The following is a 24,099-nucleotide window of genomic DNA, read 5'->3' as shown; positions in this document are numbered from 1 at the left end:
TGTTGTAAAATGATGATATGTTTTAGATTAGGGAGGAAAACGTGTGACTTTATACCAACGATTTGTAGCGAACGAACAATTACGGCGCCTAGTAGTTCTAATGGGGATGATTGGTGTTATTTTTGCGGTTCGTTCAATGATGAATATCATCTTGTTGACGTTCATCTTTACTTTTTTAGTTACCCAATTGGTGCGCCACGTGCAGCGTTATGTTCGGATACCACCAGCCGCGGTGGTTGTACCACTCTACATTTTAGTGATTTTATTGGTCTATCTCGGGGTAACCATTTATGTGCCACAAATCGCTAAACAAACGATTAAATTAGGTGAAAGTGTTTATAATTTTTACCAGAGTCCATCCTTTGATGCCAATAAATTCATGCAACTGATCAGCCAATACATGAAACAGTTTAATTTGACCGACCAGTTAAAGCATGGTGTTTCAACCTTGGTTAACTATATTACCGGGATTGGTACGATGGGCGTGACGATTGTCTTGTCGTTTATCCTCAGTTTCTTTTATACGATTGAACTGGATAAGTTACCACAATTTGGTGGGCTCTTCTTAAAGAGTACCTACGGTTGGCTTTTCCGAGATATTGCTTACTTTGCTAAAAAATTCGTGAACACTTTTGGTGTTGTGATTGAAGCGCAAATCTTTATCGCGGTCGTTAATACGGTCCTCACAACGATCACATTGACGGTGATGAAGATGCCTAATATTCCGAGTTTGGCAATTATGATTTTCTTATTATCAATGGTCCCAGTGGCGGGTGTGATTCTGTCATGTATTCCACTATGTATCATCGCTTTTTCAGTGGGTGGTGTGCAGTATGTGATTTATATTCTGGTGATGATTACCGTCATTCACGCGCTAGAAGCTTATGTCTTGAATCCGCGCTTTATGTCGAGCAAGACACAACTACCAATTTTCTTCACCTTTGTCGTTCTCTTTGTCGCTGAACGTTTCTTAGGCACGTGGGGCTTGATTGTTGGGTTACCAATTTTCACGTTCTTCTTGGACGTCTTAGGGGTTAAAACAATTAAAACGAAATAAAAAAAGGACCCGGCATTTAGCCGAGTCCTTTTTGATTAGTTTAGTGTACTACTGATTTATGAAAGAGATTCGGGGCGGGTTAAGTTACTGTCGGCAATGATGACAGCGAGTTGATTGAGATCAACTTGTAATTCAGTCGCGATGATGAACAACGCTTTTAATGAAGGGGCAGCGCCTTTTTCCCAGCGGAAAATCATGGAGCTACTGACCTTAATATTGTATTTTTGCGTTAATAAATCGGCTAGCTGCCGCATCGTAAGATTCCGTGAAACCCGCTTATCATGTAATAGTTGTCCAAACATTAAATTCACCTTCTTACTCGCAATAAAAACTATAGTACTAAGTATATGACAAAATACGCTAAAAAGTTAACACTTTCGTACAAAATCGTTAATTGACAAGTTTATCTAGATGACGTAATATTCCTAATGTGGAGCAAAGTTTGAGAATATTCATTTGGGGGTGCCAAATTTGGCAGGAAAACTTTTCGTGCTATCAGGATATTTAAAGGGTCGTGACATCAAGCAGCAGGAAGTTGCTGATGTTTTAAATAAAACGCTAACAACTGCTAACCGTAAGATTCACGGTAAAATTCCGTTTACCGTCAAGGAAATTCAGTTGCTACACGATCAGCTAGATGTGCCGATTCTAATCTTCTTTGAATCTTAGTTCCTAAAGAGGAATAATTAGATTAGGATTAAGCGGGGGTACCACTAGTATTTAATAATAAAAAAACGATAAGCCCTCAGGCTTATCGTTTTTTTTTAGAAACTTATTATTTTTCATTAAGTAAAGCTAATTTACCATTCACAATCATTTCGCATAAATCAGGGTAGCTAATACCAAGAACTTCTGCTTCTTGAGGAATTAATGATAATGGTGTCATACCAGGTAATGTATTGCCTTCGATGACGTATAAGCCAGTTTCAGGACTCCAGAAGAAATCGATGCGGGCGTAGTTGGTTAAACCAAGCGCGTGCATGGCATCAAGCGCCATTTGTTTCATGGCTTCGTGAACATTATCTGGTAAGTTGTTAGGTGGTGTGACGAATTTCGTCGTGTTACCTGTTACGAATTTGTGTTCAAAGTCATACCAACCGTCATTGACTTCAATTTCAATGGCTGGTAATGGTTGTTCGTTAATGACACCCAGTGAGAATTCGCGACCCTTGATGAATTCTTCGATCAAGGCTTCGTTATCAAAACGCAAAGCATCTTCGACAGCTGGTTTTAATTCAGCTTCGTTGTGGACGATATGTGTCCCAACACTTGAACCACCATTACTTGGTTTAACCACAACAGGGTATTCAAATGGCATTTCTGGCATTGGTTGATGACGATAAGCAGCGACAAAACGTGCTGTTGGAATGTTGTTGAAGAGTAAGATTTCTTTAGAAACTTTTTTGCTCATAGTAATACCAGCAGCTAATGTGTCACTACCAGTATAAGGAATTTCAAAGACATCGAGAACCGCTTGAACTTTACCGTTTTCGCCATCGCCACCATGTAGTGCGAGGAATACGATATCAGCAGTTTTACAAATTTCTAAGATATTCGGACCAAATAGTTGTGTTGAACCATCTTCGCGAAGTTTATTGATGTCGTCATCTGTTAAAACTTCATCATCAATGTCATAATCTTTTTCAACGGGATCAGATGAATAAAGAGAGTCAATTGTGGCACCATCTTTCAATTCATTCCCTAAAAAAAGATCGACAAAGGCAACATCATGGCCTTTTGTTTGTAGTGCATGGGTAATCTTGTGTCCGGACGTTAGTGAAACGTTACGTTCAGTACTACGACCGCCCGCTAAGACAACAATTTTCATATGAATCTACCTCCGAGTATTTTTGGAACCTTAAGTATAGCATAAAACGCTTAAGGCGGGAATTAAAATGCTAAATTAGGGCGGTTAACTATTTTGCGTTAGCACTCGCGATAAAAGAGTGCTAATTACTTGCATTAGACGACTAACGCGTTAAAATAGAATTGTAATTAAGATAAAGAAAGGAAGTTTTAGAGATGGCAAACGAATTAATGGATCGTCGTCAAGATTGGTTAGACAGTTTAGTAGGTGATGACTTTTTCAAGAATTTCGGCAAACAATTCTTTGCAATGTCGCCTGAAACTGACAACTTGTTGAAAACAGACGTGAAGGAGACTGACAAGGATTATCAATTAACGGTTGATTTACCTGGGCTCAACAAGCAAGACATCCACGTCGATTATCAAAACAACACGTTAAAGATTAGTGCAAAACGGGATAGTTTTAACGATCACAGCGACTCAGAAGGAAACTTGATTCAAAGTGAACGTCACTATGGTCGCTTCAGTCGTCAATATTATTTACCAGAAGTTGATCGCCAAGGAATTAGCGCGAAATATGAGGACGGCGTTTTGCAATTAGTCTTACCAAAAATGGCTGAAGATACACAATCAACAAGCCAAATTGAAATTCAATAATGATTATTTAGGAGTCGCCGATTTTTGTTGGTGACTCTTTTTTTATGGTAAATAATAATAATGCGTTTTCGTAAGGGATATTGTATAGTTAAAGTGGTTAATAAATGTTGAGGAGGCAGTAATATGCTAACGTTAACGCATCTTGAAAAAAGTTTTGGGGCGATGAAAGCTGTTGATGATGTATCATTTACCGTTCAACCTGGCGAAATATTGGGGCTCATTGGGCAAAATGGTGCTGGTAAGACGACCACTTTTAGAATGATATTGAATTTTTTAACACCGGATAGCGGGACGATTTTGTGGCAAGGGCATGCATTTACCAGTCGTGACTACGATCAATTAGGTTACCTGCCAGAAGAACGGGGCCTCTATCCTAAGATGACCGTTGAACAACAAATTTTATATTTTGCGCAGTTACGCGGGCGGACCGCGGCGGAAATTAAACCACAAATTGACGAGTGGTTAGCACGGTTTGCTGTTAAGGGCCAACGTACTGATAAGATTAAGGATTTATCCAAGGGCAATCAACAAAAGGTGCAACTGATTGCGACCTTAATTCATAAACCAGCGCTCATTATTTTGGATGAACCATTCAGTGGGTTGGATCCTGTGAATGCTGGTTTATTAGAAGATGGTATTTTATGGTTGAAGTCGCAAGGCTCGGCAATTATTTTTTCGAGTCATGATATGACGAATGTTGCCAAGATTAGTGACCGGATTGTCATGTTGCGCAATGGGCAAGTCGTGTTATCCGGAAGTGTCGATGAAGTACGAGCACAGTTTGGCCGCACGAAACTCTTCTTAGAATCACCGTTAACGCAATCTGAATTGGAACAAATTGAAGGTGTTTCACGTGTAACACGCCACGGTCACCAGTTTGAATTGACGCTAGCTGACGAAGCGGTTGGCAAAGAGATTTTCGAACGCACGACGCAAGCCGGTTATATTCCAGAATTTAGTCAACAAGCGCCTAGTCTAGACGAAATATTTAGATTGAAAGTGGGTGAGCAACATGACTAAATTTAAGATTATTTTTAAACAGGTTTTCTTTAAAAATATCAAAAGTCCGGCCTATATCATCATGATTATTATGCCAATTATTCTATTAGGGGTCGTCCTAGGGATTGGCAAATTGATGGACCAATCCACCGAACCAGCTAAGATTGCGGTTCTCAGTCAACAACCAGCTGAACAAGCAGCCTTGCAACAAATGAGAGGGCAAGATTACGTCATCGATACGCAAATTAAGACGCAACCGCAAGCAGCTCAAGCGTTGAAACAAGAAAAAATTGATGGTTATTTAATCATTCAGCAAGGCAATAGCCAATATTTTGAACGGAAAGATAGTCGTGATTTTGATCCGAGTGGCATTCAAAATCAGTTGAATGAAATGAATATTGTGACCCTTGCGCGGCAAGCTAACGTCCCGGCGGACCAAATTCAAAAGTTAACGACACCGATGACGATCAAAGCCGTGACCGTTCAGTTTGAAGCTGGGCAACAAAAAATTGATCAATCTAATCAAAAACAAGTGGGAGAAGGCATTTCATTAGCGATTACAGTCTTAATGTTTGTCTTCATCGTTAATTACGCGGGGATTATCGCACAGGAAATTGCGACTGAAAAAGGCTCGCGTATTATGGAAATCATTCTCTCAAGTGTCTCGGCGACAACTCAATTCTTCGCTAAAATTGCCGCTGTATTAGCGTTAGTTTTAACTCAGATTGTCTTTTACATCCTAATTGGAGTGGTGGGTTATCACTACTTAAAACAACAATTACCATTATCGGCGATTTTAAAGCAAGTCGGACCGAACCTCTGGACACCACCGGTTTGGTATGCGATTAGTTTCCTAATTGTCGGCGTTTTACTCTACACAGTGATTGCAGCAATGCTAGGGTCTGTCGTTTCGCGAATGGATCAGGTGCAACAAGCCATTTCACCGTTATTAATCCTCAGTACAATCAGTTATATGTGCGGGTTTATCTTAACGACGCGCTCGGATATCGGCTTTTTAAAAGGCCTGAGTTATGTACCGCTCTTTTCGCAAATCATGTTACCGGTGCGTTTTGCTAGTGGCGATTTAAGTGCGACCGCAGCAGCGCTGGGTCTTGGCTTAGCGATTATCACATTGATGGGGCTCACCTATTTGGCGCTGATTATCTATCGTATGAACATTTTGGTCTATTCAGACAAGGGCGTGATGCGCTCATTTATGCGGTCATTTGCAATGCTGAAAGCGGAAAAGCAAAAATAAAAAAACGGTTGGCATCATTCTAAAAGAAGATGCCGACCGTTTTTGATTGCAATCGTTATCAATAATTAAAGCGCTTAGACTACCGGAAAGTAGGGCATCAATGGTAGAATTGAATTAGAATCTGATTGAGGAGGATGACAATGACAAACGTTCGAATGCAAGATGATTTTTACACGGCAGTGAATCAAGAATGGTTAAAAACAGCCGAAATTCCAGCTGATAAACCAGCAACCGGTGGCTTTGTGGCCCTGGTGGATGAAATCGATCAACAATTAATGACCGATTTTAAGCAACTTAAACAAACGGATAATGCGTTATTACAACACTTTTTAGATTATTATGCCCTAGCGGCCGACTTTAAAACACGTGATGAACTCGGGATTAATCCGATTTTACCGTTTATTGCACGGGTTCGCTCAATTAACAATTTAACAGAATACAATCAAGGCTTGGCAGACTGGGTATTATCAGGCCTACCAACACCTTTTGGCTTGTCAGTAGATGCCGATATGAAAGATACGGCACACCACGCGCTCTACGCTGAAGCGGGGAGTCTAATTTTACCTGATAAAACGTACTACGAGGATGGTAACCAAAGCGCTGAACAATTATTAGCAGTCTTTACCGACATGATGGTCCAACTGTTGCAAAAGGTGGGCTTCGCACCGGTTGTCGCGACTAAGACCGTTAAAGACGCGTTGGCTTTTGATCGCTCACTCGCACCATTTGTGAAGAGCGCCGAAGAAGCTGCGGATTATGCAAAGTTGTATAATCCTAAACCACTAAGCGACTTTATCGCACAACAACAAACGATTGATTTTCAAAAGCTCTTCAGCCGCATTTTACCAGTGCAACCAGATAAAATTATCGTGACTGAACCAGCTTATTTTGAACAACTCAACGAGTTGGTTAATGATGATCATTTTGACCAATTTAAGGCTTGGTTACTTGTGATGACTATTCGTGATTGGAGTGGCTACTTGAACGAAGAAATGCGCCAGATTAGTTCAATTTATAGTCGCGCATTATCCGGTAGCAAGGAAGCAAAACCGCAACAAAAGAGTGCCTATTACTTAGCCCTCGGCATGTTTAATCAAGTCGTTGGGGATTACTATGGCCGCCGTTACTTCGGGGCAACTGCCAAGGCGGATGTCGAAGCCATGGTGAAAAAGATGATTGGTGTCTATCAAAACCGCCTCGAACAAAATGATTGGCTGACCGCAGAAACCCGCGAAAAAGCGATTGTGAAGCTTAATCATTTAGGGATTCATGTTGGCTATCCTGAAAAGATTGCACCCATCTTTGAAAAATTGGTGACTGTATCCCAAGCTGATGATGGCACGTTATTTGAAAATACGGCTGATTTCATTCGGACGATTGAAACGGAAAACTTTGCTAAATTAACCCAACCAGTCGATCGTGCAAAATGGGAAATGGGCGCGGCGACAGTCAACGCCTACTATTCACCTTCTAAAAACGTGATTGTGTTCCCGGCAGCTATTTTACAAGCCCCATTTTATAGTTTGCAACAAAGCAGTAGTGCTAATTATGGTGGGATTGGAGCGGTTATTGCCCACGAAATTTCACATGCTTTTGATAACAATGGTGCACAGTTCGATGAATTCGGGAACTTGCATAATTGGTGGCAAGCAACTGACTTAGATCATTTCAAGACGCTATCACAAGCAATGATTACCGAATTTGATGGCTTAGCATTTGCTGATCAAAAGGTGAATGGCAAGCTAACTGTTTCGGAAAACATTGCTGATGCTGGTGGCTTAAGCTGTGCGCTAGAAGCGGCTAAAGGTGAAGATGATGTTGATTTGGAAGCCTTCTTCGTTAACTGGGCAACAATTTGGCGGATGAAAGCCACACAACAATATCAACAATTACTATTAAATATCGATGTCCACGCACCAAATGCCTTTCGGGCGAACGTCCAAGTTCAAAATCTAGCGGATTTCTACACTACTTTTGATGTTCAATCAGCAGACAAGATGTATTTAGCACCGGATAAACGCGTCACAATTTGGTAAATTAAAAAAGTGCGTTTGAAACGGTTTGGCTTTGAGCATTAGCACAGCTCGGTGAATAACTGCTGGAAGCAGTTGTTTAACGAGTGACGCTAAGCGCAGAAGACAGTTTCAAAAAACACGATTAAAAAAAGTGCGTTTGAAACGGTTTGGCTTTGAGCATTAGCACAGCTCGGTGAATAACTGCTGGAAGCAGTTGTTTAACGAGTGACGCTAAGCGCAGAAGACAGTTTCAAAAAACACGATTAAGAAAAGTGCGTTTGAAACGGTTTGGCTTTGCGCATTAATGTCGAGTGTCAAAGTTTGGAAATCAAAAAGAGGCCGGAGACAAAATTACTTTTGTCCCGGCCTCTTTCATTGGAAATGGGGGATTTTGAATGACAGAAAAAGAACGAATGGTTAACGGTCAGATTTACCGTGCAAATGATGCGGAACTACGGGCAGATATGAAACGGGCCCGTGTTTTAACGCGTCTTTTTAACCAAACTACGGAAGAACAACAGGCTTACCGCCGCGAATTGACGCACCAATTATTCGCTCAAAGTGGCGCCGATTTATATATTGAACCACCGTTTCGCACGGATTATGGGTGTCAGACGACAATCGGTCAGCGCGTTTATATGAACTATGATTGTATTATTATTGATGTCGCGCCAGTCACAATCGGTGATAATGTTTTCTTTGGTCCCCGAGTTGGTCTATACACCGCCGGGCACCCAATCTCAGCACAGGGCCGTCGTGATGACTTAGAATATGGCAAACCAATCACAATTGGCAACGATGTCTGGCTGGGCGGCAATACGGTCGTTAATCCGGGTGTGACAATTGGCAACAATGTCGTGATTGGTTCCGGCTCAGTGGTCACGAAAGATATTCCGGATAATGTTATCGCAGGCGGGAATCCCTGCCGTGTATTACGACCAATTGATCAAGCCGAAGAGGATTATTGGGCCCGCGAAAAAGAACAGTATTTTGCAGAAATCGCTAATGACTAGTTTTCCGATGACCTACAACTTGAGCGATACAGAATAAAATTAACCAGAGGCAGATCATCAAAAAGATGGTTGTTCCCAGTGGGAAATCAAAGCGCTGCAAGCCATAATAAGCAATTGCTCCTAAAAGCCAACCACTAAAGTTGACGGCGATTGGCAATCGACGGTAGAAGTAATTGAAGAAGACAATCGTGTAGAGTGGTGTGAAGGCTGCGCTAATGAGTGTGAGAAAGAGTTCATATTTGAAGAGTTGTTGATTAGCGATTAAGCCCAACCCAATCAATGTGACGACGATCCCTAAGCCATTTTCTGAATAACGGATTTTAGGGAACAGGTTTTTGAGATTAACGCCAGCAGAATAGGCATCCAAAAAGGTCGTCGTAATGGTCGAGAAGATGATGATAAATAAAATTAAAAAGCCAAAGCGACTAGTTGCTAGAAACTGATTAAAATCAGTATAGCCAGTCGTAATAACGGTTAAAAAGCCTAAGAAAAACATCATTAGACTACCAAGAAAGTAGCCGCTAGTACTCCATAAAGAGAGTGCTAGTGGCTTTTTTGAATCCTTGGTATAATCCGCAATTAATGGTAACCAAGAAAGGGCCATCGCAATACTGAGCTCGATGGCGGCCCCAAAGCTCAGTGGATTGGCACTCAGATGAGTGGCGTGACCAGCAAATTGACTGAGTTGCCAAAAAAGGCCCAGGCAAGCAACCACTAAGAGTAATACGATGGAGTTATTTAGCTTGAAAAAGAATTGCGTTTTAATTGCCAACCAGAAAATAATTAAGCCAGCCACGATAATGGCATTCATCAGATAACTGAGGTGAGTCAGCTTGAGTTGCTGCATGGCTTGGGCGGCATTAGCAATCATGATGCCAGTCCACCCAATTAATTGAATGACGTTTAAAATCGCAAAGAGGATAAAACCGATTTTACCGTAAATTGGGGCTGTTAACTCAATCGCGTTTTGATGACGCGTGCCACCGAGAAAACTAGCCGGTAATAGCAATAAAAAGGCACCAATCAGGTGACCAATGATAATGGCTAGACTGCCTTTGACGAGACCAAGGGGCGCAATGAGTGTCCCAGTGATGATTTCCGCAATTGAAATAGCCGCCCCAAACCAGAGTAGGAATTGATTATGATTAACTTTCATGATTATTCCCTTCTGAGCTCTGCCAAGGTTGGTTTAATAGTTGGATTGCTTGGGGAATATTTTTAGCCTGTGTAATAGCAGAAATCACGGCCGCCCCCGCAACACCGGTCTCAGCAACTTGTTGGCAGTTTTTTAAACTAATGCCCCCAATTGCAACAACCGGTAACTGGCTGAGTTGCGTGAATGTTTTTAGTTGTGCTAAACCGAGTGGTGTTTTGGCATCTTCCTTAGAATTCGTCGGAAAGATGGGGCCCACACCAATATAATCGAGCGCCGGTTGTTGATGACTGCTTAGGATTTCTTGAGCAGTATGACAGGATAGCCCGGTAATTAGGCCGTGTTGTTTGGCGACTTCAATTTTAGGCCATGGTTGATCAGATTGCCCAACATGGAGTCCGTCTGCTTGCAAATCTAAAGCTAATTCTAAGCGATCATCGATAATAAAAGGCACGTGATAAGTACGACAAAGTGCTTGCGCCTTTTTGGCGTAGTCGGACCGCATTGCGTCAGTTGGTAAGCTATTTGGGCCCTTATCTCTGAATTGAAAGCAAGTAATCCCAGCTTGTAAAGCCTGGTCAAGTATAGGTAAAAAGTTTTCTCGACCAGTATCTTGTGTACCAGCCACTAAATAAGTTTGGAGTATTTCCTGGGCAATATTAGTCATGTTCAACCTCCTGATAAGCCCAATGATTTGTAGGGCCGTGACCGTGGCCGACCGCAATTGGGTTAGCAATGGCAGCTTGAATGAAGGCTTTACTAATCTGAATGGCTTTTTTGAGTGGGACTTTTTTAGCAAGTTCGGCGGTTAAACAAGCCGAGAAGGTGTCACCAGTGCCGTGGGTGCGAACGGTCGCAATCCGTGGTGTATTTAACCAGTCGTCACTACCATCTGCGTAGAGAACGTAATCACAGGCTTGGTCACTATTATCGAGATGGCCACCTTTAATGATGATATTTTTAGCGCCCATTTTTTGTAGTTGCGTTGCGGCGGTTTTAAAATCGGCAGTTGTTTGAATTTTTTGACCAGTTAAAACTTCTGCTTCTGGTAGGTTAGGTGTTAAGACAGTTGCCAAAGGTAAGAGTTCTGATCGTAAGGTGTCAATGGCGGAGTCAGCTAGTAGAGAGGCACCACCTTTTGCAATCATAACCGGATCGAGTGTTAAGGGGCCAAAGTCGAAGCGCCGGAGGTTTTGGGCAACGACGGCGACGTGCTCAGCATCGGCGAGCATGCCTGTTTTACAGGCTCGGATCTTAAAATCGGCTGCGAGCGATTCAAACTGTTTGGTGACTAGTTCGAGCGGTAGCGGGAAGCTATCTTGAACGCCAATTGTATTTTGGGCCGTAATTGCGACGACCACGTTGGTGGCAAAGACGTCGCGTTCTTGGATGGTTTTAATGTCGGCTTGCATACCAGCACCGCCACCACTATCTGAACCGGCGATTGTTAAGGCTTGTGGGAAATTATTCATGAGTTAAGACCTCCGTGACTTGTGCATGGGTTTGAACGTCAGCTGCTGTGATGTTAAACAAGCAGTCTAATAGTTGTGGGTAAAAAGAACCAGGTAAAGGCGTTGGCATTGCTTCGGCGACTAATTGACCGGCGACTGCAAAGGTCGTTGCCGCGTCGATGGCCGCTTGATAGGGATTGTCAGGACTAACGGCGACAAATGCAGCGCAAAGACCAGTTAGCATATCGCCAGAGCCGACGTGGACTTGGAAAAGTGGCGTGCCATTGGCGACTTTGGTCGTGTGTTGACCATCAGTGATGATATCGGTTGGACCTGAAAGTAAAATGGTTGTTTGCTGTTTTTTAGCCGCTGTTCGAGCAACTTTTACGAGATCAATTTCGCCATTGCCTGCATCAATACCATTAGCTTGCCAGTCTAAACCAGCTAGATAAGCAATTTCGCCCGCATTTCCGCGGATAATTTGGGGTGTTCCCAATGCTAAGAGTTCATCGATAATTTTCTGACGATAATGAATTGAACCGACTGCGACCGGATCGATGACGACTGGTTTAGCTTGGCGATAAGCTTCAGCCATTAAAGTCTTCATTTGGTGAATGGGTTCAGCGGATAGTGTCCCAATATTGATGCTGAGTGCCTGCGCAATAGCGACCATTTCTGGGGCCTCTTCAGGATCACTAGACATGATTGGAGATGCACCGATTATATTTTGAACGTTGGCGACTTGATCGACCGTGACGCTGTTGGCAACGTTGGTGATAATCGGGTTAGCTTGTTTTATCTGGTCTAACAGTGTCTTTGACATGCAAAAAAACCTCCCTTAAAATCAAAAAAACCACTTTTGGATGCACGAATGCATAGAAAAGTGGTGTTGGTTTAATAGAGAAAGGCACTTTCCTACGCAAGTCTGAACTTACAGGTTCAAAGGGATCAGGTTGTACAAACCTATCTCAGTTCTTCTAAGAACACCCCTAGTGCAAAGCGATTAAATTGTACCTTCAGTATACGTCAAATCATTATTTTTGCAACCGTTTTAATTTTAAGGTAATAATTAATGCCGTTATACGGTATAGACCAAAATATTTTTGAATTAAGAAACCGCTTTATTCCTTGGCCTTAAAGGTCTATACCAACTATTAAGCGCTTGCTTATCGTTTGCATTAATGATTTAATATTGTTAACGAAATAAATGAATGAATGGAGAACACCTTATGAAGAATTACTTACAACGAATGGGTCGTTCATTAATGTTGCCTGTTGCCGTATTACCAGCAGCCGCAATTTTGATGGGGATTGCTAACTGGGTTGGCAATGGCGATTCAAATGCAAACGTCTTTACAATTTTCCTAGCAGCTGGTGGCGGCGCAATTTTAAACAACTTGCCATTATTATTTGCCGTTGGTCTAGCCCTAGGGATGTCTAAGGATCAGGATGGGGCAGCCGCACTTGCTGGTTTAGTCGCTTTCTTAGTCCCTAAGACAATTTTAGCACCTGCCTCAATTCAAGCGATGCAAGGTTTATCAGATATCGCTAAGGTGAATCCAGCCTTTGGTAAAATCGAAGGTAATGTTTTAATCGGGATTATCGCCGGTTTAATTGCAGCTGCAATGTACAATCGTTTCCACAACGTGAAGTTGCCAATGGCGCTTTCCTTCTTTAGTGGGAAACGTTTGGTGCCAATTATGGCCGCAACAGCAATGATGGTTGTTTCAGCAATCTTGTACTTTGTTTGGCCAGCTGTCTTTACTGTTTTAGTATCATTTGGTGAAGCAATTTCAAAACTTGGCTGGGTTGGTGCCGGTCTATACGGTTTCTTCAACCGTTTATTGATTCCAACTGGTTTACATCACGCCTTGAACTCAGTGTTCTGGTTTGATGTTGCTAACATTAACGATATCGGTAACTTCTTGGGCGGTGCGAAATCACTTGCTAACGGAACAGCCGTGATTGGTAAGACAGGGATGTACCAAGCTGGTTTCTTCCCAGTCATGATGTTTGGGTTACCCGCTGGGGCCTACGCAATTTACAAGAACGCTCGCCCAGAACGTCGTAAAGCAACAGCTTCATTGATGTTAGCTGCTGGTTTTGCGTCATTCTTTACAGGTGTGACAGAACCACTTGAATTCTCATTCATGTTTGTCGCATGGCCACTTTATGTCTTGCATGCAGCTTTCACAGGGATTTCATTAGCCGTCGCTGCTTTCTTCCACTGGACAGCCGGTTTCGCATTTAGTGCTGGTTTAGTCGATTATGTTTTAAGTTTAAAAAATCCAGTTGCCAACCATTGATGTTATTGGTTGAAGGCTTAGTCATGGCAGTTATTTACTACTTCGGTTTCAACTTTGCCATCAAGAAATTCAACTTGATGACACCGGGTCGCGAAGCAGATGATGCTGTTGATGAAGATACTGCCGGTGTCGAAACAGATGCTACTGATGATAAATTCATGATTCAAGCAAAACGGATCTACGCTGCAATCGGTGGTAAAGACAATATTAAAGTAATCGATAACTGTACGACCCGTTTGCGTCTACAATTAGAAGATACAGCCAACGTTAACCAACCTGCTATCAAGGCAGCTGGTGCCGCTGGGATTAACGTCTTAGACAAAACCAATATTCAAATTATTATCGGGACAGAAGTTCAATTTGTGGCGGATGCCTTGAAAGAACTTTATAACCACAACACACCAATCGCAACCAGCGCATCAGAACCAGCTGCTGCACCAGTTGAAGCCCCTGTTGATAGTGATATTAACTCAGGTGAGACAGATGTCTTTTACGCAGTTGCAAACGGTGAATTGATTGATATTGAAAATGTTGATGATCCAACTTTTGCACAAAAGATGTTAGGTGACGGCTACGCAGTCGTGCCAACTGATGGTAAGATTGTCGCACCAGTTGATGGGACAATCATGACGATTTTCCCAACGAAGCATGCGATTGGTATTAAGACGACTAATGGTTTGGAAGTCTTAGTCCACATGGGGATTGATACGGTTGAATTGAACGGTGCACCTTTTGAAGTCGCTGTTGAAGAAGGCCAAACAATCAAGCATGGTGACTTACTGGCAACCGTTGATCTTGATCAAATCGTTGCAGCTGGTAAGCAAACAGCGATGATGGTGATTATTACGAACATGCCAGCAGTTGCTTACATGAAGTTCAATAATATGGGCCAATCAGTCCAAGCTGATACAGTTGCCGTAAAAGCAACCACTAAATAAACAATCAAAAAACGCCTGACGAATTAAGTTCGTCAGGCGTTTTTGTGTGGTATTAATCATTATCCAAATAGGTTTTTAAAGAAGTTGCCAATACTATCGAATAATTTTTGAATGAAGTTACGGTTACTTTCAGTGTTTAATTTGTCGAAGACATTCTTAGCATTACTTTGAATGTTATCCATTAATTTACCGGCTTGGTTCTTAAAATCATCTGATTTAAGCGCACCAGAATCTTGAATTTTAACGAGTAAGTTAATGATTTGTGTCTTTTGGTTATTATTGATGATTGTTGTGAGGTTATTTTGTTCTAATTGATTATTAACGATGTTGGTAATTTGGTTAACGGTTAGGTTATCACCCTTGTTAGCCATGTCTTTTTTAGCACCTGTTACGGCGTTGTTAAGTTGTGAATCAGTATAGCCGTCAGTGCCTTTGTTAGCCTGGGTAATATCACTGAGGGTGCTCATTTCGTCTTGAGCGGCGGTGACTTGTGATTGATTTAAGGTTTCACCATTTTCCGCGAAAGCGGCGTAAACGCCAGCGAGCGCACCAGAACCATCAATTGGTACGGCGGAAGTAACGTAGATCGTCGCGTTAGTGACGCCTGCGGTTAATGCCGCATTTTTATATTGGTTCGCGGTAATTGTTGTGATATTGTTGCTGCCGTTAAAATCGACAATCTTAACGTTAATACCGGTATTGCTATTATTCTTTTGAATCAACGCACTAGAATAGACGTTGGAATTCGCGTTAAAAGTTTGTTGATTTTGATCGAGATATTTAACGAGGGTTGAACCGGTGACTGTTAATTCATCAGAATCGGTGATGTTAGCGGCGTTTTGAAGCGTTGAGAGGGTTTCTGATTTTTGCGTACTTGAAAGACTTGTTCCGAGTGTTGCGACTGGTTTATCCCAAGTATTACTGTCGGCAAAAACGCTGTGGGCGCTGAGGCCTAAAATAGCCGTCATGACGATTGGGAGAATGTATTTGAGTTTATTAAACATAATCGTAAATCCTTTCTCAGATATAAGATACTTTCATTATAGCTAATTTAACAGGGAAAGTATCTTAATTTGCTAGACCTTTAGAATTAAGCGGTGTTTTTAATTATTTTTTAAGGGATGCTCTCCTTGCGGTTGAACCAAACTCATTTCTTGGGTCTTGGTTAACTTCTCATAAAAGAGTTGCGGCTTTTTGAAAAGCCACGATAATAGGAAGTTACCCGTGAATAAGACGGGTGGTAAGGCAGCCAGACCGCCTAGTAGAAGGTAGATATCTAAATGCGTTTGGCCGCTAGCAACCAAGGCATCGATGGTGATCCGCCATAATTGGAAACTAGGTAGGATGATAAAGAACAGTAAAAATTGGCGACTGAATATCCGCCAAGCAATGGCATTTTCGGCGGTGATTTTTAACCTCAAGAGCGCTTTACCAGGTGTCTGCCCCCGCCAGAGGACGGGCAGTAAGACGAAGTAGAGTCCGTTTTCTAAACAATAGTAGAAAACATCATTGCCAAAAGTAGGTAGTTTTAATAAACGCCAAATCGCTGTAACAATTATGCCAATCAGTGTTAAGAGACAATAATCGATTCCCAGTGCTAATAAGCGACGGAGATAACCAACTTTTTGGCCGTTGATGTAAGCCGCTTGATCAAGTGCATCACGAGTCGGCAAGAAATAGGTTAATAAGGGTGCTAAGCCGAAGCCGATGAGTCCGCCACTCGTGTTTAGCAGTAGATCATCAACATCGAATAACCGATATGGTCGGGGGTAAATACCATAGAGTCCTGACAGCTGGGTTAATTCGAAGAATAATGTGAGGCCAAAACTTAATAATAGGGTCTGTTTGAATGATGTCCGGAAGAAGTAACGAAGGTAAACACCAAAGGGGATGGTTAAAACGATATTAAAGAGCGGTTGAATCGTCGCCGCTTGTTTAAGCGTTGCGAGATAGGTTGCCGGTTGATTCCAAACCCAGTGTGTCGTGTTAATAAATTCGCGGACAAAAGTGAACGGCACTAGGTTATAACGCGGGGTCGTCAAATGAGCGACGACTGATTTTGGTGGTAAGGGGAGTATAATGAGACAGTAGGCGGCTAATAAGTAGAAGATAAAGCTATAAATCACTAAGCTTCGCCAAAAGGTTAGTGCGCCAAAACGCCGGTAATGATAGATTAAAACCGGAATTGTGAGGGCGATTGCGACAAACGGAAAAACCGTCGCTGCGGTGATGATATTATCGAGATATAGCATTAGGCAACTCCTTGAAAGATTAAGATGGTTTAATTGTAGAGGGCAAGTTGGTGGATGTCAAAACCGTAATTATTGTTCGTGTTTAAAGCGCTGTATTAACGTTGTGTAATCATCATTAGGATTTAAAACGTTAATCAGGTAGTGTTTATTAATAAAGTTCGTGTTTTCAGTTGATTTCAAATAGCTGAGTTGGTACAATAGCTTTTGTGAGTTTAGTACTTAAATATCAGGTTAAGACAATTAACTTGAATAAAGGGGTTTATTCATATGACATCTGCAGTAGTAGTTGGAACACAATGGGGCGACGAAGGTAAGGGGAAAATCACCGACTTTTTAGGTCAGAATGCTGACGCAATCGCTCGTTATCAAGGTGGAGACAATGCAGGCCACACCATCAAATTAGGCGAAGATACTTATCATTTACAATTAATTCCATCTGGGATTTTTAACAGTGATAAGGTCAGCGTCATCGGTAACGGGGTTGTGGTTAATCCTAAATCACTCGTTGGCGAATTACGTGGTTTAGCTGACAAGAATGTAGATACAAGTCAATTGAAATTATCAGATCGGGCCCACGTCATCTTGCCTTATCACATTAAGCTAGATGGCTTACAAGAGGCCGCTAAGGGTGATCAAAAGATTGGAACGACTAATCGTGGGATCGGCCCAGCTTATATGGATAAAGCAGCTAGAAGTGGTATTCGTGTGGCTGATCTATTAGATAAAGATTTATTTGCAACTAAATTAAAACAAAACTTAGCTGAAAAAAATGCCTTATTTACAAAGATTTATGAAGTTGAAGCTTTAGATTTCGACTCAATTTTTGAAGAATACTACCAATATGGTCAAGAATTAAAACAATACGTTTGTGATACATCTGTTGTTTTAAATGATGTTTTAGATCAAAAGGGCAACGTCTTATTCGAAGGGGCCCAAGGTATTTTATTGGATATCGACCAAGGGACTTACCCATTTGTAACTTCTTCAAATCCTGCCGGTGGCGTTTCAACTGGTTCAGGGGTCGGCGCTTCACGGATTGATGAAGTGGTCGGGGTTGCTAAAGCTTATACATCACGTGTTGGTGATGGCCCATTCCCAACTGAATTATTCGATGAAACGGGTGATTTCATTCGTCAAGCAGGCCACGAATACGGCACTGTTACAGGACGTCCACGGCGAATTGGTTGGTTTGATACAGTTGTGCTTCGTCATTCTAAACGGGTGGCTGGCTTAACGCAACTTTGTTTAAACTGTGTTGATGTTTTAACTGGTTTGAAGACGTTGAAAATCTGTGTCGCTTACGAATTAGACGGTGAACGCATCGATCGTTACCCAGCAAGCTTGAGCGAATTAGCACGTTGTACACCAATCTATGAAGAATTACCTGGTTGGGATGAAGATATTACTGGCGTTAAGACACTTGAAGAATTACCAGTCAATGCGCGTCGGTATGTTGAACGCTTGCAAGAATTGGTTGATTTACCATTAGCCACATTTGCGGTTGGTCCCGATCGTGATCAAACAAACATTTTAAAAGCAATCTGGTAAGCACAGCCTAAAAAAGGGTACAAAAAAAGAGAATGCAAAGTTCGTTTTCGAAACGCGTCGTTAAACGCGCCAACAAACTTTCATTCTCATGGGTTTGGCACCAGTCAGTATTATACACACATTACCACTAAAAAGATAGTGGGAAAATTAGTTGTTTTAGAGGAGTTATTATGGAAAAAGTAAGTCGTTTCTTCGGTATCGAAGAACAACATTCAACGGTCCAACGGGAAATTCTAGCCGGATTCACCACGTTTATTTCAATGGTTTACATTTTATTTGTTAATCCAAGCGTTTTGGGTGCTTCAGGGATGGATAAAGGGGCCGTTTTCGCGGCGACTGCTTTAGCCAGTGCCATCGGGTGTTTCTTGATGGGCTTGTACGCTAAATATCCAATCGCAACAGCTCCCGCACTTGGGATTAACGCGTTTTTTAGTTATTCAGTAGTCATTGGGATGGGTGTTTCATGGCAAACGGCACTCGCAGGTGTGTTTGTCGCTTCATTGATTTTCATGGTAATCACTATTTTTAAATTACGTGAAATCATTATTGATGCGATTCCGCGCGATCTTAAATTAGCAATTTCGGCCGGGATTGGGATGTTTGTGGCTTTTATCGGCTTACATGGCGGTGGTTTAATCGTCGCCAATAAATCAACAGTCGTGGGTCTTGGGGACTTCTCACAAGGCACGACTTGGTTAACAGTTTTTGGCTTGATTATTACAATTATTTTAATGGTTAAAAAAGTACCAGGTGCGATTTTTATTGGAATGGTCTTAACTTCTATTTTAGGGGCCGTAACGGGTTTAATTAAGTTACCAACTCATTTTGTCGCTGCCGCACCTAGTTTAAAACCAACATTCCTAGCTGGTTTGAATCATGTTGGGGATATTAATACGGTTCAAATGTGGGTGGTTGTCTTGACGTTCTTATTAGTGACGTTCTTCGATACAGCGGGCACATTGGTTGGTTTAGCTGAACAAGCTGGTTTCATGAAGGACAACAAGATGCCACGTGTTGGGAAAGCCTTGATGTCAGATTCTTCAGCAATGTTGGCTGGTTCACTCTTGGGGACATCACCTGTTGGGGCCTTCGTCGAATCATCAGCCGGGATTGCCGTTGGTGGTCGGACTGGTTTAACAGCAGTGGTTACCGGGATTTTATTCGTCTTCAGTTTATTCTTCTCACCACTTTTAACGGTGGTGACGTCACAAGTAACGGCGCCGGCTTTAGTAATTGTTGGGGTGTTAATGGCGCAATCATTGAAGAAAATTGACTGGGAAAAATTGGAAATCGCGATTCCAGCTTTCTTAATCGTTTTGGGGATGCCTTTAACTTACAGTATTTCAGATGGGATTGCTTTAGGGTTTATCGTTTACCCAATCACGATGATTACGGCTGGTCGTCGTAAGGAAATTCATCCAATTATGTACGTGCTCTTTTTCGTATTCGTAATCTTTATGTATATTCTAAACGTCGGTTAACACGACTTAGCGGTTGGTCCTGTGGATCAGCCGCTTTTTTTGTTTCTTAATTTTTGGATAAAGGCGCGGCGTTTAAATTGTTTATTTGGTGTGAATCGCTTAAATTAAAGAGGAGGTGAGTGACATGAAAATTCAAATCCTATTTTTGAAATTAGTTTGTGGCTTAGCCAGCTTACCGCTAATCTTTATCGGGTTGATTGGGCCACGGTTAACGCATAAAATTGCGCAGAACTTCCCCCAAATTCCGGGTGGCTTGTGGTTGGTCGTTCTCTTGGTTTATGGGTCATTGATCCTGGTACTTTGGGGGTTGTACCAACTCCAACGAATTTTACGCGAGGTCGATCTAGTCGGTCATTTTGGCCAGCAGACACAACAAGCCCTCCGCCAAATTCAAAAAGTCGCCAGTATCAATGGCGCGGCCTATCTCTTGAGCTTACCATTATTCTATTTAATTGCAGTCAGACAAGCGACACCGGGTGTCATGTTGATTGACCTAGGGTTAGTTGTTATCTCACTGGCAATTGCGATTACCGCTAATTTATTTCGAAATTTAATGCATCCGGCAATTATTGTGGAAAAATAAGACTTTTTAAAATGAGTAACCGCTTTGAGATGTGATACAATAAAATAAATCAGTAGTAAAGGGGATAAATTGTTGTGCAAAAAAAGACGAAGAATCGGCTTATTAATAGTCTGCTAGCACTTTTATTGCTCATTGGTTTAATACTTGTTTTTATTGGCCCAATTCGCAATCAAATGGTTAAATCAATGGCTAATCGCCGGATGAATACGGTGACGGCCGCTCAAATTAAGAAAAACCAACATAAAAAGGCTAATTTTGATTTCAATAGTGTTAAAACACTCGATACAAAGCAAATCGTCAGCGCCGCCGTTAAGGGCGATGTGATTGTTTTAGGGAAGGTTGCGGTTCCGAGCGTCGGAATTGCATTGCCGGTCATGAAGGGCGTCTCAGAAGCAACAATGGCCCAAGGCGGTGGTACGATGAAACCTGACCAGAAGATGGGTGCCGATAATAACTATGCCTTAGCCGGTCATTCATTTACCAACATCTTTTTACCATTGGAAAATGTTAAAGTCGGCGATATGGTTTACCTAACTGATTTACAAAACGTCTATTCATACCGCGTAAACGTTAAAAAATCGATTGCCCCTGAAGAAGTCAAAGTAATCGATGATGTCCCGGGACATAAAATGGTCACCTTAATTACCTGTGATCAAACGGTTCGTCGGTGGTGCGTCCAAGGCGAATTAGTGAAGACTGAAAAAGCGAATAAGACGAATTTAAAAGTATTTGGCTAATAAAAAAGTGTTAACCCAGAAAAAAGGGTTAGCACTTTTTTTAGCTTCTTTTAAAAAATAACGGTCAGTAAGCTACCAACTACAAAAATTAAAATAAATAACCATATTATTTTACCAATTGGATGGTTAGGGTTGATTGTCAGGCCGATTCCAACGACCTTAGGAATCAAGAGGGGCTGCTTATTTCCAGGCTGTTTAGAGTAGAATTGAACTGTTTTAAAGTAGCTCAAGATAACGAGGATTGTTGTAAAAACTAAGACTAAGAGCCCAGTTAACTGTTCATTGACCAGTGATTTGAAAAAAATCGTAGCTAGAATGATGATGACCAATCCCGATAAAGTAAGCAACAAGGCATAATCTAATAAGTGTGTCTTTTTTTGTTGATTAATTAACTGGTAATCGTTAGCGACTTTATTGAGATAGTTGGTGTCTTGCTTCAACATATCGTCGAGTGATAAATCATATAGATTACTAATGGCGACCAGCATTGGGACGTCGGGATAGTTTTTACCGTTTTCCCAGTTCGAAATAGTCTGTCGACTTGTGTGAAGCTGATCTGCGACAGCTTGTTGAGTTAAATGTAGATCAATACGACGTTTTTTAAGCGTAGTGGCTAACATGATGATTCCTCCCCCAATTGAGCTTAATCATATTATAAGAAAGTAGAGAAGTATTTAAAAGCAAGTGATATTTGCATAGTACTAACTGAAAAACAATTTATTATTTTTGACTATTAATAGTCGCTAAATAGTAATAATGCGATGAAATTTTCAAAATAATTAATAATAATTGTGCAAAATTTAATATAGACCGTCATTTTTGCTAGCGATATTAGATGAAACGATTGATAACAAAAGCTTTAAAGGATTATTAAAATTTTAATAAGCTTAACAAGAGTTAAGCTTTTTTGATAAAACGTTAAAGCGTATAACTTTAACGAGTCATGATGGGTGTGATAACTTATAGATACAATAAAGTAGATGAACTTAAACGGAGAGTGTACACTTGGGGTTAGGCGGCGTGGTTCGATAGTTTCTGAACGGAATGTTTACAAAACGTAAATATAAGCCTTGCTAATCATCGCGTATCTTTTAAAATAAGTTTGTGCATCAAATTTTAGGAGGTAACACTATTATGAAATATGGCTATGCAAGAGTGTCTACGATGGGCCAGAATTTAGATACACAAATCGAGCAACTAAAGCAGGCCGATTGTGATAAAATCTATTCCGAAAAATTCACAGGGACGACAACTGATCGGCCTAAGTTTAAGTTGCTTCTAAAAAAGTTAAAACCGGGCGATACGCTAATAGTGACAAAATTAGACCGATTCGCGCGTAATACAATTGGGGCTTTAAGTATTACGAAAGAGTTGTTTGCGCGTAATATCAAGGTGACGATTTTAAATATGGGGACCATTGAAGATACCCCCACAGGAAACCTAATGCTAACGATGCTGAGTGCCTTTGCGCAATTTGAGCGGGATATGATTGTGACGCGGACACAAGAAGGTAAGGAAGCTGCGCGGATGAATAACCCACTCTATCATGAAGGCCGGCGGCAAAAGTATACAGATCAGCAAATTGAAGGCGCACTGAAGGATGTTGAAAAAGGTTTAACCATCCAAGAGATTAGTTTAAAAACAGGAATTAGTATTTCGACGCTAAGACGTCGTGCCGTGAAGGCCTAACACAAAAGCCCGCTTATCTTCTTAGATAGGCGGGCTTTACTGGGCGGATAATCTTTTATTTTTGTATAAAAAAATAGTCATAACGATGCAATTGCATCATTATGACTATTTATCGTGTATACTTGATGGGTGGTCAGGGGATCGAACCCTGGACCCACGGATTAAGAGTCCGTTGCTCTGCCAGCTGAGCTAACCACCCATGTGATTTAATGTCTCATGCCTTACGACTTAAATATCATACCATAGAGATTGGCAATCTGTAAACAGTTTTTTTAATTTTTTTCAATAAAATTGTTGCGGGAGTAAGTAGCAACGCATTTAGACCCATTAAATATCGTTAATGGCGGGTTTATAACGGGCTTGAAAACGAGACCAGATTTTGAATTGCATTCTTAAAATGAGTATAATAGAAGACAAAGCATCCAAGGAGGATACTAAAATGGCTAAAAAAATATTGGTAGTTGATGATGAAAAACCCATCTCGGATATCGTTAAGTTTAATCTAACGAAAGAGGGCTATGATGTTTACACAGCTTATGATGGGGAAGAAGCACTACAACAAGTAGAAGAAGTTGTCCCTGACTTAATTCTATTAGATTTGATGTTACCTAAGGTTGACGGTCTTGAAGTCGCTCGCCAGGTACGCAAATCACACGATATGCCAATTATTATGGTAACAGCTAAAGATTCAGAAATTGATAAAGTGATAGGGCTAGAATTAGGCGCTGATGATTATGTCACAAAACCTTTTTCCAATCGTGAATTGGTTGCCCGTGTTAAAGCAAATTTAAGACGCCAAGGGTCAACCAGTCAATCTGATAAAGAAGCAAATGAGGAAAACCACGAAATTAACATTGGCGACCTCACGATTCACCCAGAAGCTTATATTGTGTCTAAACGGGGCACGAAGATTGAATTAACACATCGTGAATTCGAATTATTACATTACTTAGCCAAACATATTGGGCAAGTAATGACGCGCGAACATTTATTACAAACAGTTTGGGGTTATGACTACTTTGGTGATGTGCGCACAGTGGATGTCACAGTCCGTCGTTTACGTGAGAAGATTGAAGATAATCCTAGTCATCCAGAATGGTTAGTAACGCGTCGTGGTGTTGGTTATTATTTAAGAAATCCTGAGCAGGAGTAAGTT

The 24,099-nt window shown here is 41.4% G+C and carries 22 protein-coding genes, 1 tRNA gene, 1 pseudogene and 1 riboswitch; of the genes and pseudogenes, 14 read left to right on the top strand and 10 right to left on the bottom strand.

Annotated features, from left to right (window positions below):
- Positions 1–43: 43 nt before the first annotated feature.
- Positions 44–1,057, top strand: coding sequence for an AI-2E family transporter (locus tag LEUCM_RS02550; RefSeq protein WP_025016419.1), 1,014 nt, complete (start codon positions 44–46; stop codon positions 1,055–1,057).
- A 56-nt stretch (positions 1,058–1,113) separates the two neighbouring features.
- Here the strand turns inward: LEUCM_RS02550 and LEUCM_RS02545 are convergent, their stop codons facing one another.
- Positions 1,114–1,359, bottom strand: a complete 246-nt coding sequence (locus LEUCM_RS02545; RefSeq protein WP_025016418.1) for a helix-turn-helix domain-containing protein — start codon at positions 1,357–1,359, stop codon at positions 1,114–1,116.
- A 169-nt stretch (positions 1,360–1,528) separates the two neighbouring features.
- On the opposite strand from LEUCM_RS02545, the gene LEUCM_RS02540 reads away from it, so the two are divergent.
- Complete coding sequence (locus tag LEUCM_RS02540) at positions 1,529–1,726, top strand: helix-turn-helix domain-containing protein (protein ID WP_025016417.1); 198 nt, start codon at positions 1,529–1,531, stop codon at positions 1,724–1,726.
- Between the two features lie 106 nt (positions 1,727–1,832).
- Here LEUCM_RS02540 and LEUCM_RS02535 read toward each other — a convergent pair whose 3' ends face one another.
- On the bottom strand, positions 1,833–2,885 hold the full coding sequence (locus LEUCM_RS02535) for a D-alanine--D-alanine ligase family protein (RefSeq protein WP_025016416.1): 1,053 nt from the start codon (positions 2,883–2,885) through the stop codon (positions 1,833–1,835).
- A 194-nt stretch (positions 2,886–3,079) separates the two neighbouring features.
- On the opposite strand from LEUCM_RS02535, the gene LEUCM_RS02530 reads away from it, so the two are divergent.
- The 5 genes from LEUCM_RS02530 to LEUCM_RS02510 all read left to right on the top strand — a co-directional run bounded on the left by LEUCM_RS02530 (position 3,080) and on the right by LEUCM_RS02510 (position 8,805).
- Positions 3,080–3,520, top strand: a complete 441-nt coding sequence (locus LEUCM_RS02530; RefSeq protein ID WP_011373765.1) for an Hsp20/alpha crystallin family protein — start codon at positions 3,080–3,082, stop codon at positions 3,518–3,520.
- Positions 3,521–3,643: 123 nt separating this feature from the next.
- Positions 3,644–4,540: an ABC transporter ATP-binding protein gene (locus tag LEUCM_RS02525; protein ID WP_025016415.1), complete on the top strand. Its 897-nt coding sequence runs from the start codon at positions 3,644–3,646 to the stop codon at positions 4,538–4,540.
- Complete coding sequence (locus LEUCM_RS02520) at positions 4,533–5,777, top strand: ABC transporter permease (RefSeq protein ID WP_016264344.1); 1,245 nt, start codon at positions 4,533–4,535, stop codon at positions 5,775–5,777. The genes LEUCM_RS02525 and LEUCM_RS02520 overlap by 8 nt, the downstream gene beginning before the upstream one ends.
- 140 nt (positions 5,778–5,917) lie before the next feature.
- The gene (locus LEUCM_RS02515) at positions 5,918–7,813 is read left to right on the top strand and encodes a M13 family metallopeptidase (protein WP_016264345.1); all 1,896 of its coding nucleotides are present in this window, start codon (positions 5,918–5,920) and stop codon (positions 7,811–7,813) included.
- Positions 7,814–8,187: 374 nt separating this feature from the next.
- Complete coding sequence (locus LEUCM_RS02510) at positions 8,188–8,805, top strand: sugar O-acetyltransferase (RefSeq protein ID WP_025016483.1); 618 nt, start codon at positions 8,188–8,190, stop codon at positions 8,803–8,805.
- Here the strand turns inward: LEUCM_RS02510 and LEUCM_RS02505 are convergent.
- Genes LEUCM_RS02505 through thiM form a run of 4 tightly spaced genes read right to left on the bottom strand, consistent with a single transcriptional unit; the run spans position 8,795 to position 12,232 of the window.
- Positions 8,795–9,961, bottom strand: coding sequence for an SLC5/6 family protein (locus LEUCM_RS02505; RefSeq protein ID WP_016264347.1), 1,167 nt, complete (start codon positions 9,959–9,961; stop codon positions 8,795–8,797). The genes LEUCM_RS02510 and LEUCM_RS02505 overlap by 11 nt on opposite strands.
- The gene (gene thiE / locus LEUCM_RS02500; protein ID WP_016264348.1) at positions 9,951–10,625 is read right to left on the bottom strand and encodes a thiamine phosphate synthase; all 675 of its coding nucleotides are present in this window, start codon (positions 10,623–10,625) and stop codon (positions 9,951–9,953) included. Before thiE ends, LEUCM_RS02505 begins: the two co-directional genes overlap by 11 nt.
- A complete protein-coding gene (gene thiD, locus LEUCM_RS02495) occupies positions 10,618–11,430 on the bottom strand; it encodes a bifunctional hydroxymethylpyrimidine kinase/phosphomethylpyrimidine kinase (protein WP_016264349.1) in 813 nt (270 codons plus the stop codon). Before thiD ends, thiE begins: the two co-directional genes overlap by 8 nt.
- Positions 11,423–12,232 carry a hydroxyethylthiazole kinase gene (gene thiM / locus LEUCM_RS02490; protein ID WP_016264350.1) on the bottom strand — a complete coding sequence of 270 codons (810 nt, stop codon included), beginning with the start codon at positions 12,230–12,232 and terminating at the stop codon, positions 11,423–11,425. Before thiM ends, thiD begins: the two co-directional genes overlap by 8 nt.
- Positions 12,233–12,304: 72 nt before the next feature.
- A riboswitch (TPP riboswitch) is annotated at positions 12,305–12,410 on the bottom strand.
- 228 nt (positions 12,411–12,638) lie between these two features.
- Between thiM and nagE the strand changes: the two are divergent.
- Positions 12,639–14,653: pseudogene (gene nagE / locus LEUCM_RS02485) on the top strand (N-acetylglucosamine-specific PTS transporter subunit IIBC).
- A 59-nt stretch (positions 14,654–14,712) separates the two neighbouring features.
- On the opposite strand, the gene LEUCM_RS02480 reads toward nagE, so the two are convergent.
- Positions 14,713–15,657, bottom strand: coding sequence for a DUF1002 domain-containing protein (locus LEUCM_RS02480; RefSeq protein ID WP_016264352.1), 945 nt, complete (start codon positions 15,655–15,657; stop codon positions 14,713–14,715).
- A 99-nt stretch (positions 15,658–15,756) separates the two neighbouring features.
- A complete protein-coding gene (locus LEUCM_RS02475; protein WP_016264353.1) occupies positions 15,757–16,905 on the bottom strand; it encodes a VanZ family protein in 1,149 nt (382 codons plus the stop codon).
- Between the two features lie 267 nt (positions 16,906–17,172).
- Between LEUCM_RS02475 and LEUCM_RS02470 the strand changes: the two genes are divergently transcribed.
- The 4 genes from LEUCM_RS02470 (at position 17,173) to LEUCM_RS02455 (ending at position 21,254) form a co-directional block, all read left to right on the top strand.
- Positions 17,173–18,453, top strand: a complete 1,281-nt coding sequence (locus tag LEUCM_RS02470; protein WP_025016484.1) for an adenylosuccinate synthase — start codon at positions 17,173–17,175, stop codon at positions 18,451–18,453.
- Positions 18,454–18,623: 170 nt separating this feature from the next.
- The gene (locus tag LEUCM_RS02465) at positions 18,624–19,934 is read left to right on the top strand and encodes an NCS2 family permease (protein ID WP_016264356.1); all 1,311 of its coding nucleotides are present in this window, start codon (positions 18,624–18,626) and stop codon (positions 19,932–19,934) included.
- A gap of 124 nt (positions 19,935–20,058) precedes the next feature.
- Positions 20,059–20,517 carry a DUF2975 domain-containing protein gene (locus tag LEUCM_RS02460; protein ID WP_016264357.1) on the top strand — a complete coding sequence of 153 codons (459 nt, stop codon included), beginning with the start codon at positions 20,059–20,061 and terminating at the stop codon, positions 20,515–20,517.
- A gap of 74 nt (positions 20,518–20,591) precedes the next feature.
- Entirely contained in the window at positions 20,592–21,254 is a 663-nt protein-coding gene (locus tag LEUCM_RS02455) for a class A sortase (protein ID WP_016264358.1), read from the top strand.
- Between the two features lie 50 nt (positions 21,255–21,304).
- Here the strand turns inward: LEUCM_RS02455 and LEUCM_RS02450 are convergent, their stop codons facing one another.
- On the bottom strand, positions 21,305–21,874 hold the full coding sequence (locus tag LEUCM_RS02450) for a helix-turn-helix transcriptional regulator (protein WP_016264359.1): 570 nt from the start codon (positions 21,872–21,874) through the stop codon (positions 21,305–21,307).
- A 514-nt stretch (positions 21,875–22,388) separates the two neighbouring features.
- On the opposite strand from LEUCM_RS02450, the gene LEUCM_RS02445 reads away from it, so the two are divergent.
- On the top strand, positions 22,389–22,943 hold the full coding sequence (locus LEUCM_RS02445; RefSeq protein ID WP_016264360.1) for a recombinase family protein: 555 nt from the start codon (positions 22,389–22,391) through the stop codon (positions 22,941–22,943).
- Positions 22,944–23,069: 126 nt separating this feature from the next.
- On the opposite strand, the gene LEUCM_RS02440 is transcribed toward LEUCM_RS02445, so the two are convergent.
- A tRNA-Lys gene (locus LEUCM_RS02440) sits at positions 23,070–23,142 on the bottom strand.
- A 240-nt stretch (positions 23,143–23,382) separates the two neighbouring features.
- Here LEUCM_RS02440 and yycF point away from each other — a divergent pair.
- Positions 23,383–24,096, top strand: coding sequence for a response regulator YycF (yycF, locus tag LEUCM_RS02435; protein WP_011373790.1), 714 nt, complete (start codon positions 23,383–23,385; stop codon positions 24,094–24,096).
- The last annotated feature ends 3 nt before the right edge of the window (positions 24,097–24,099 follow it).

It is taken from the genome of Latilactobacillus sakei subsp. sakei DSM 20017 = JCM 1157, from assembly GCF_002370355.1.
Classification (GTDB): domain Bacteria; phylum Bacillota; class Bacilli; order Lactobacillales; family Lactobacillaceae; genus Latilactobacillus; species Latilactobacillus sakei.
The sequence above is the reverse complement of the archived record's forward strand: the minus strand, read 5'-3'. Positions and strand labels throughout refer to the sequence as shown.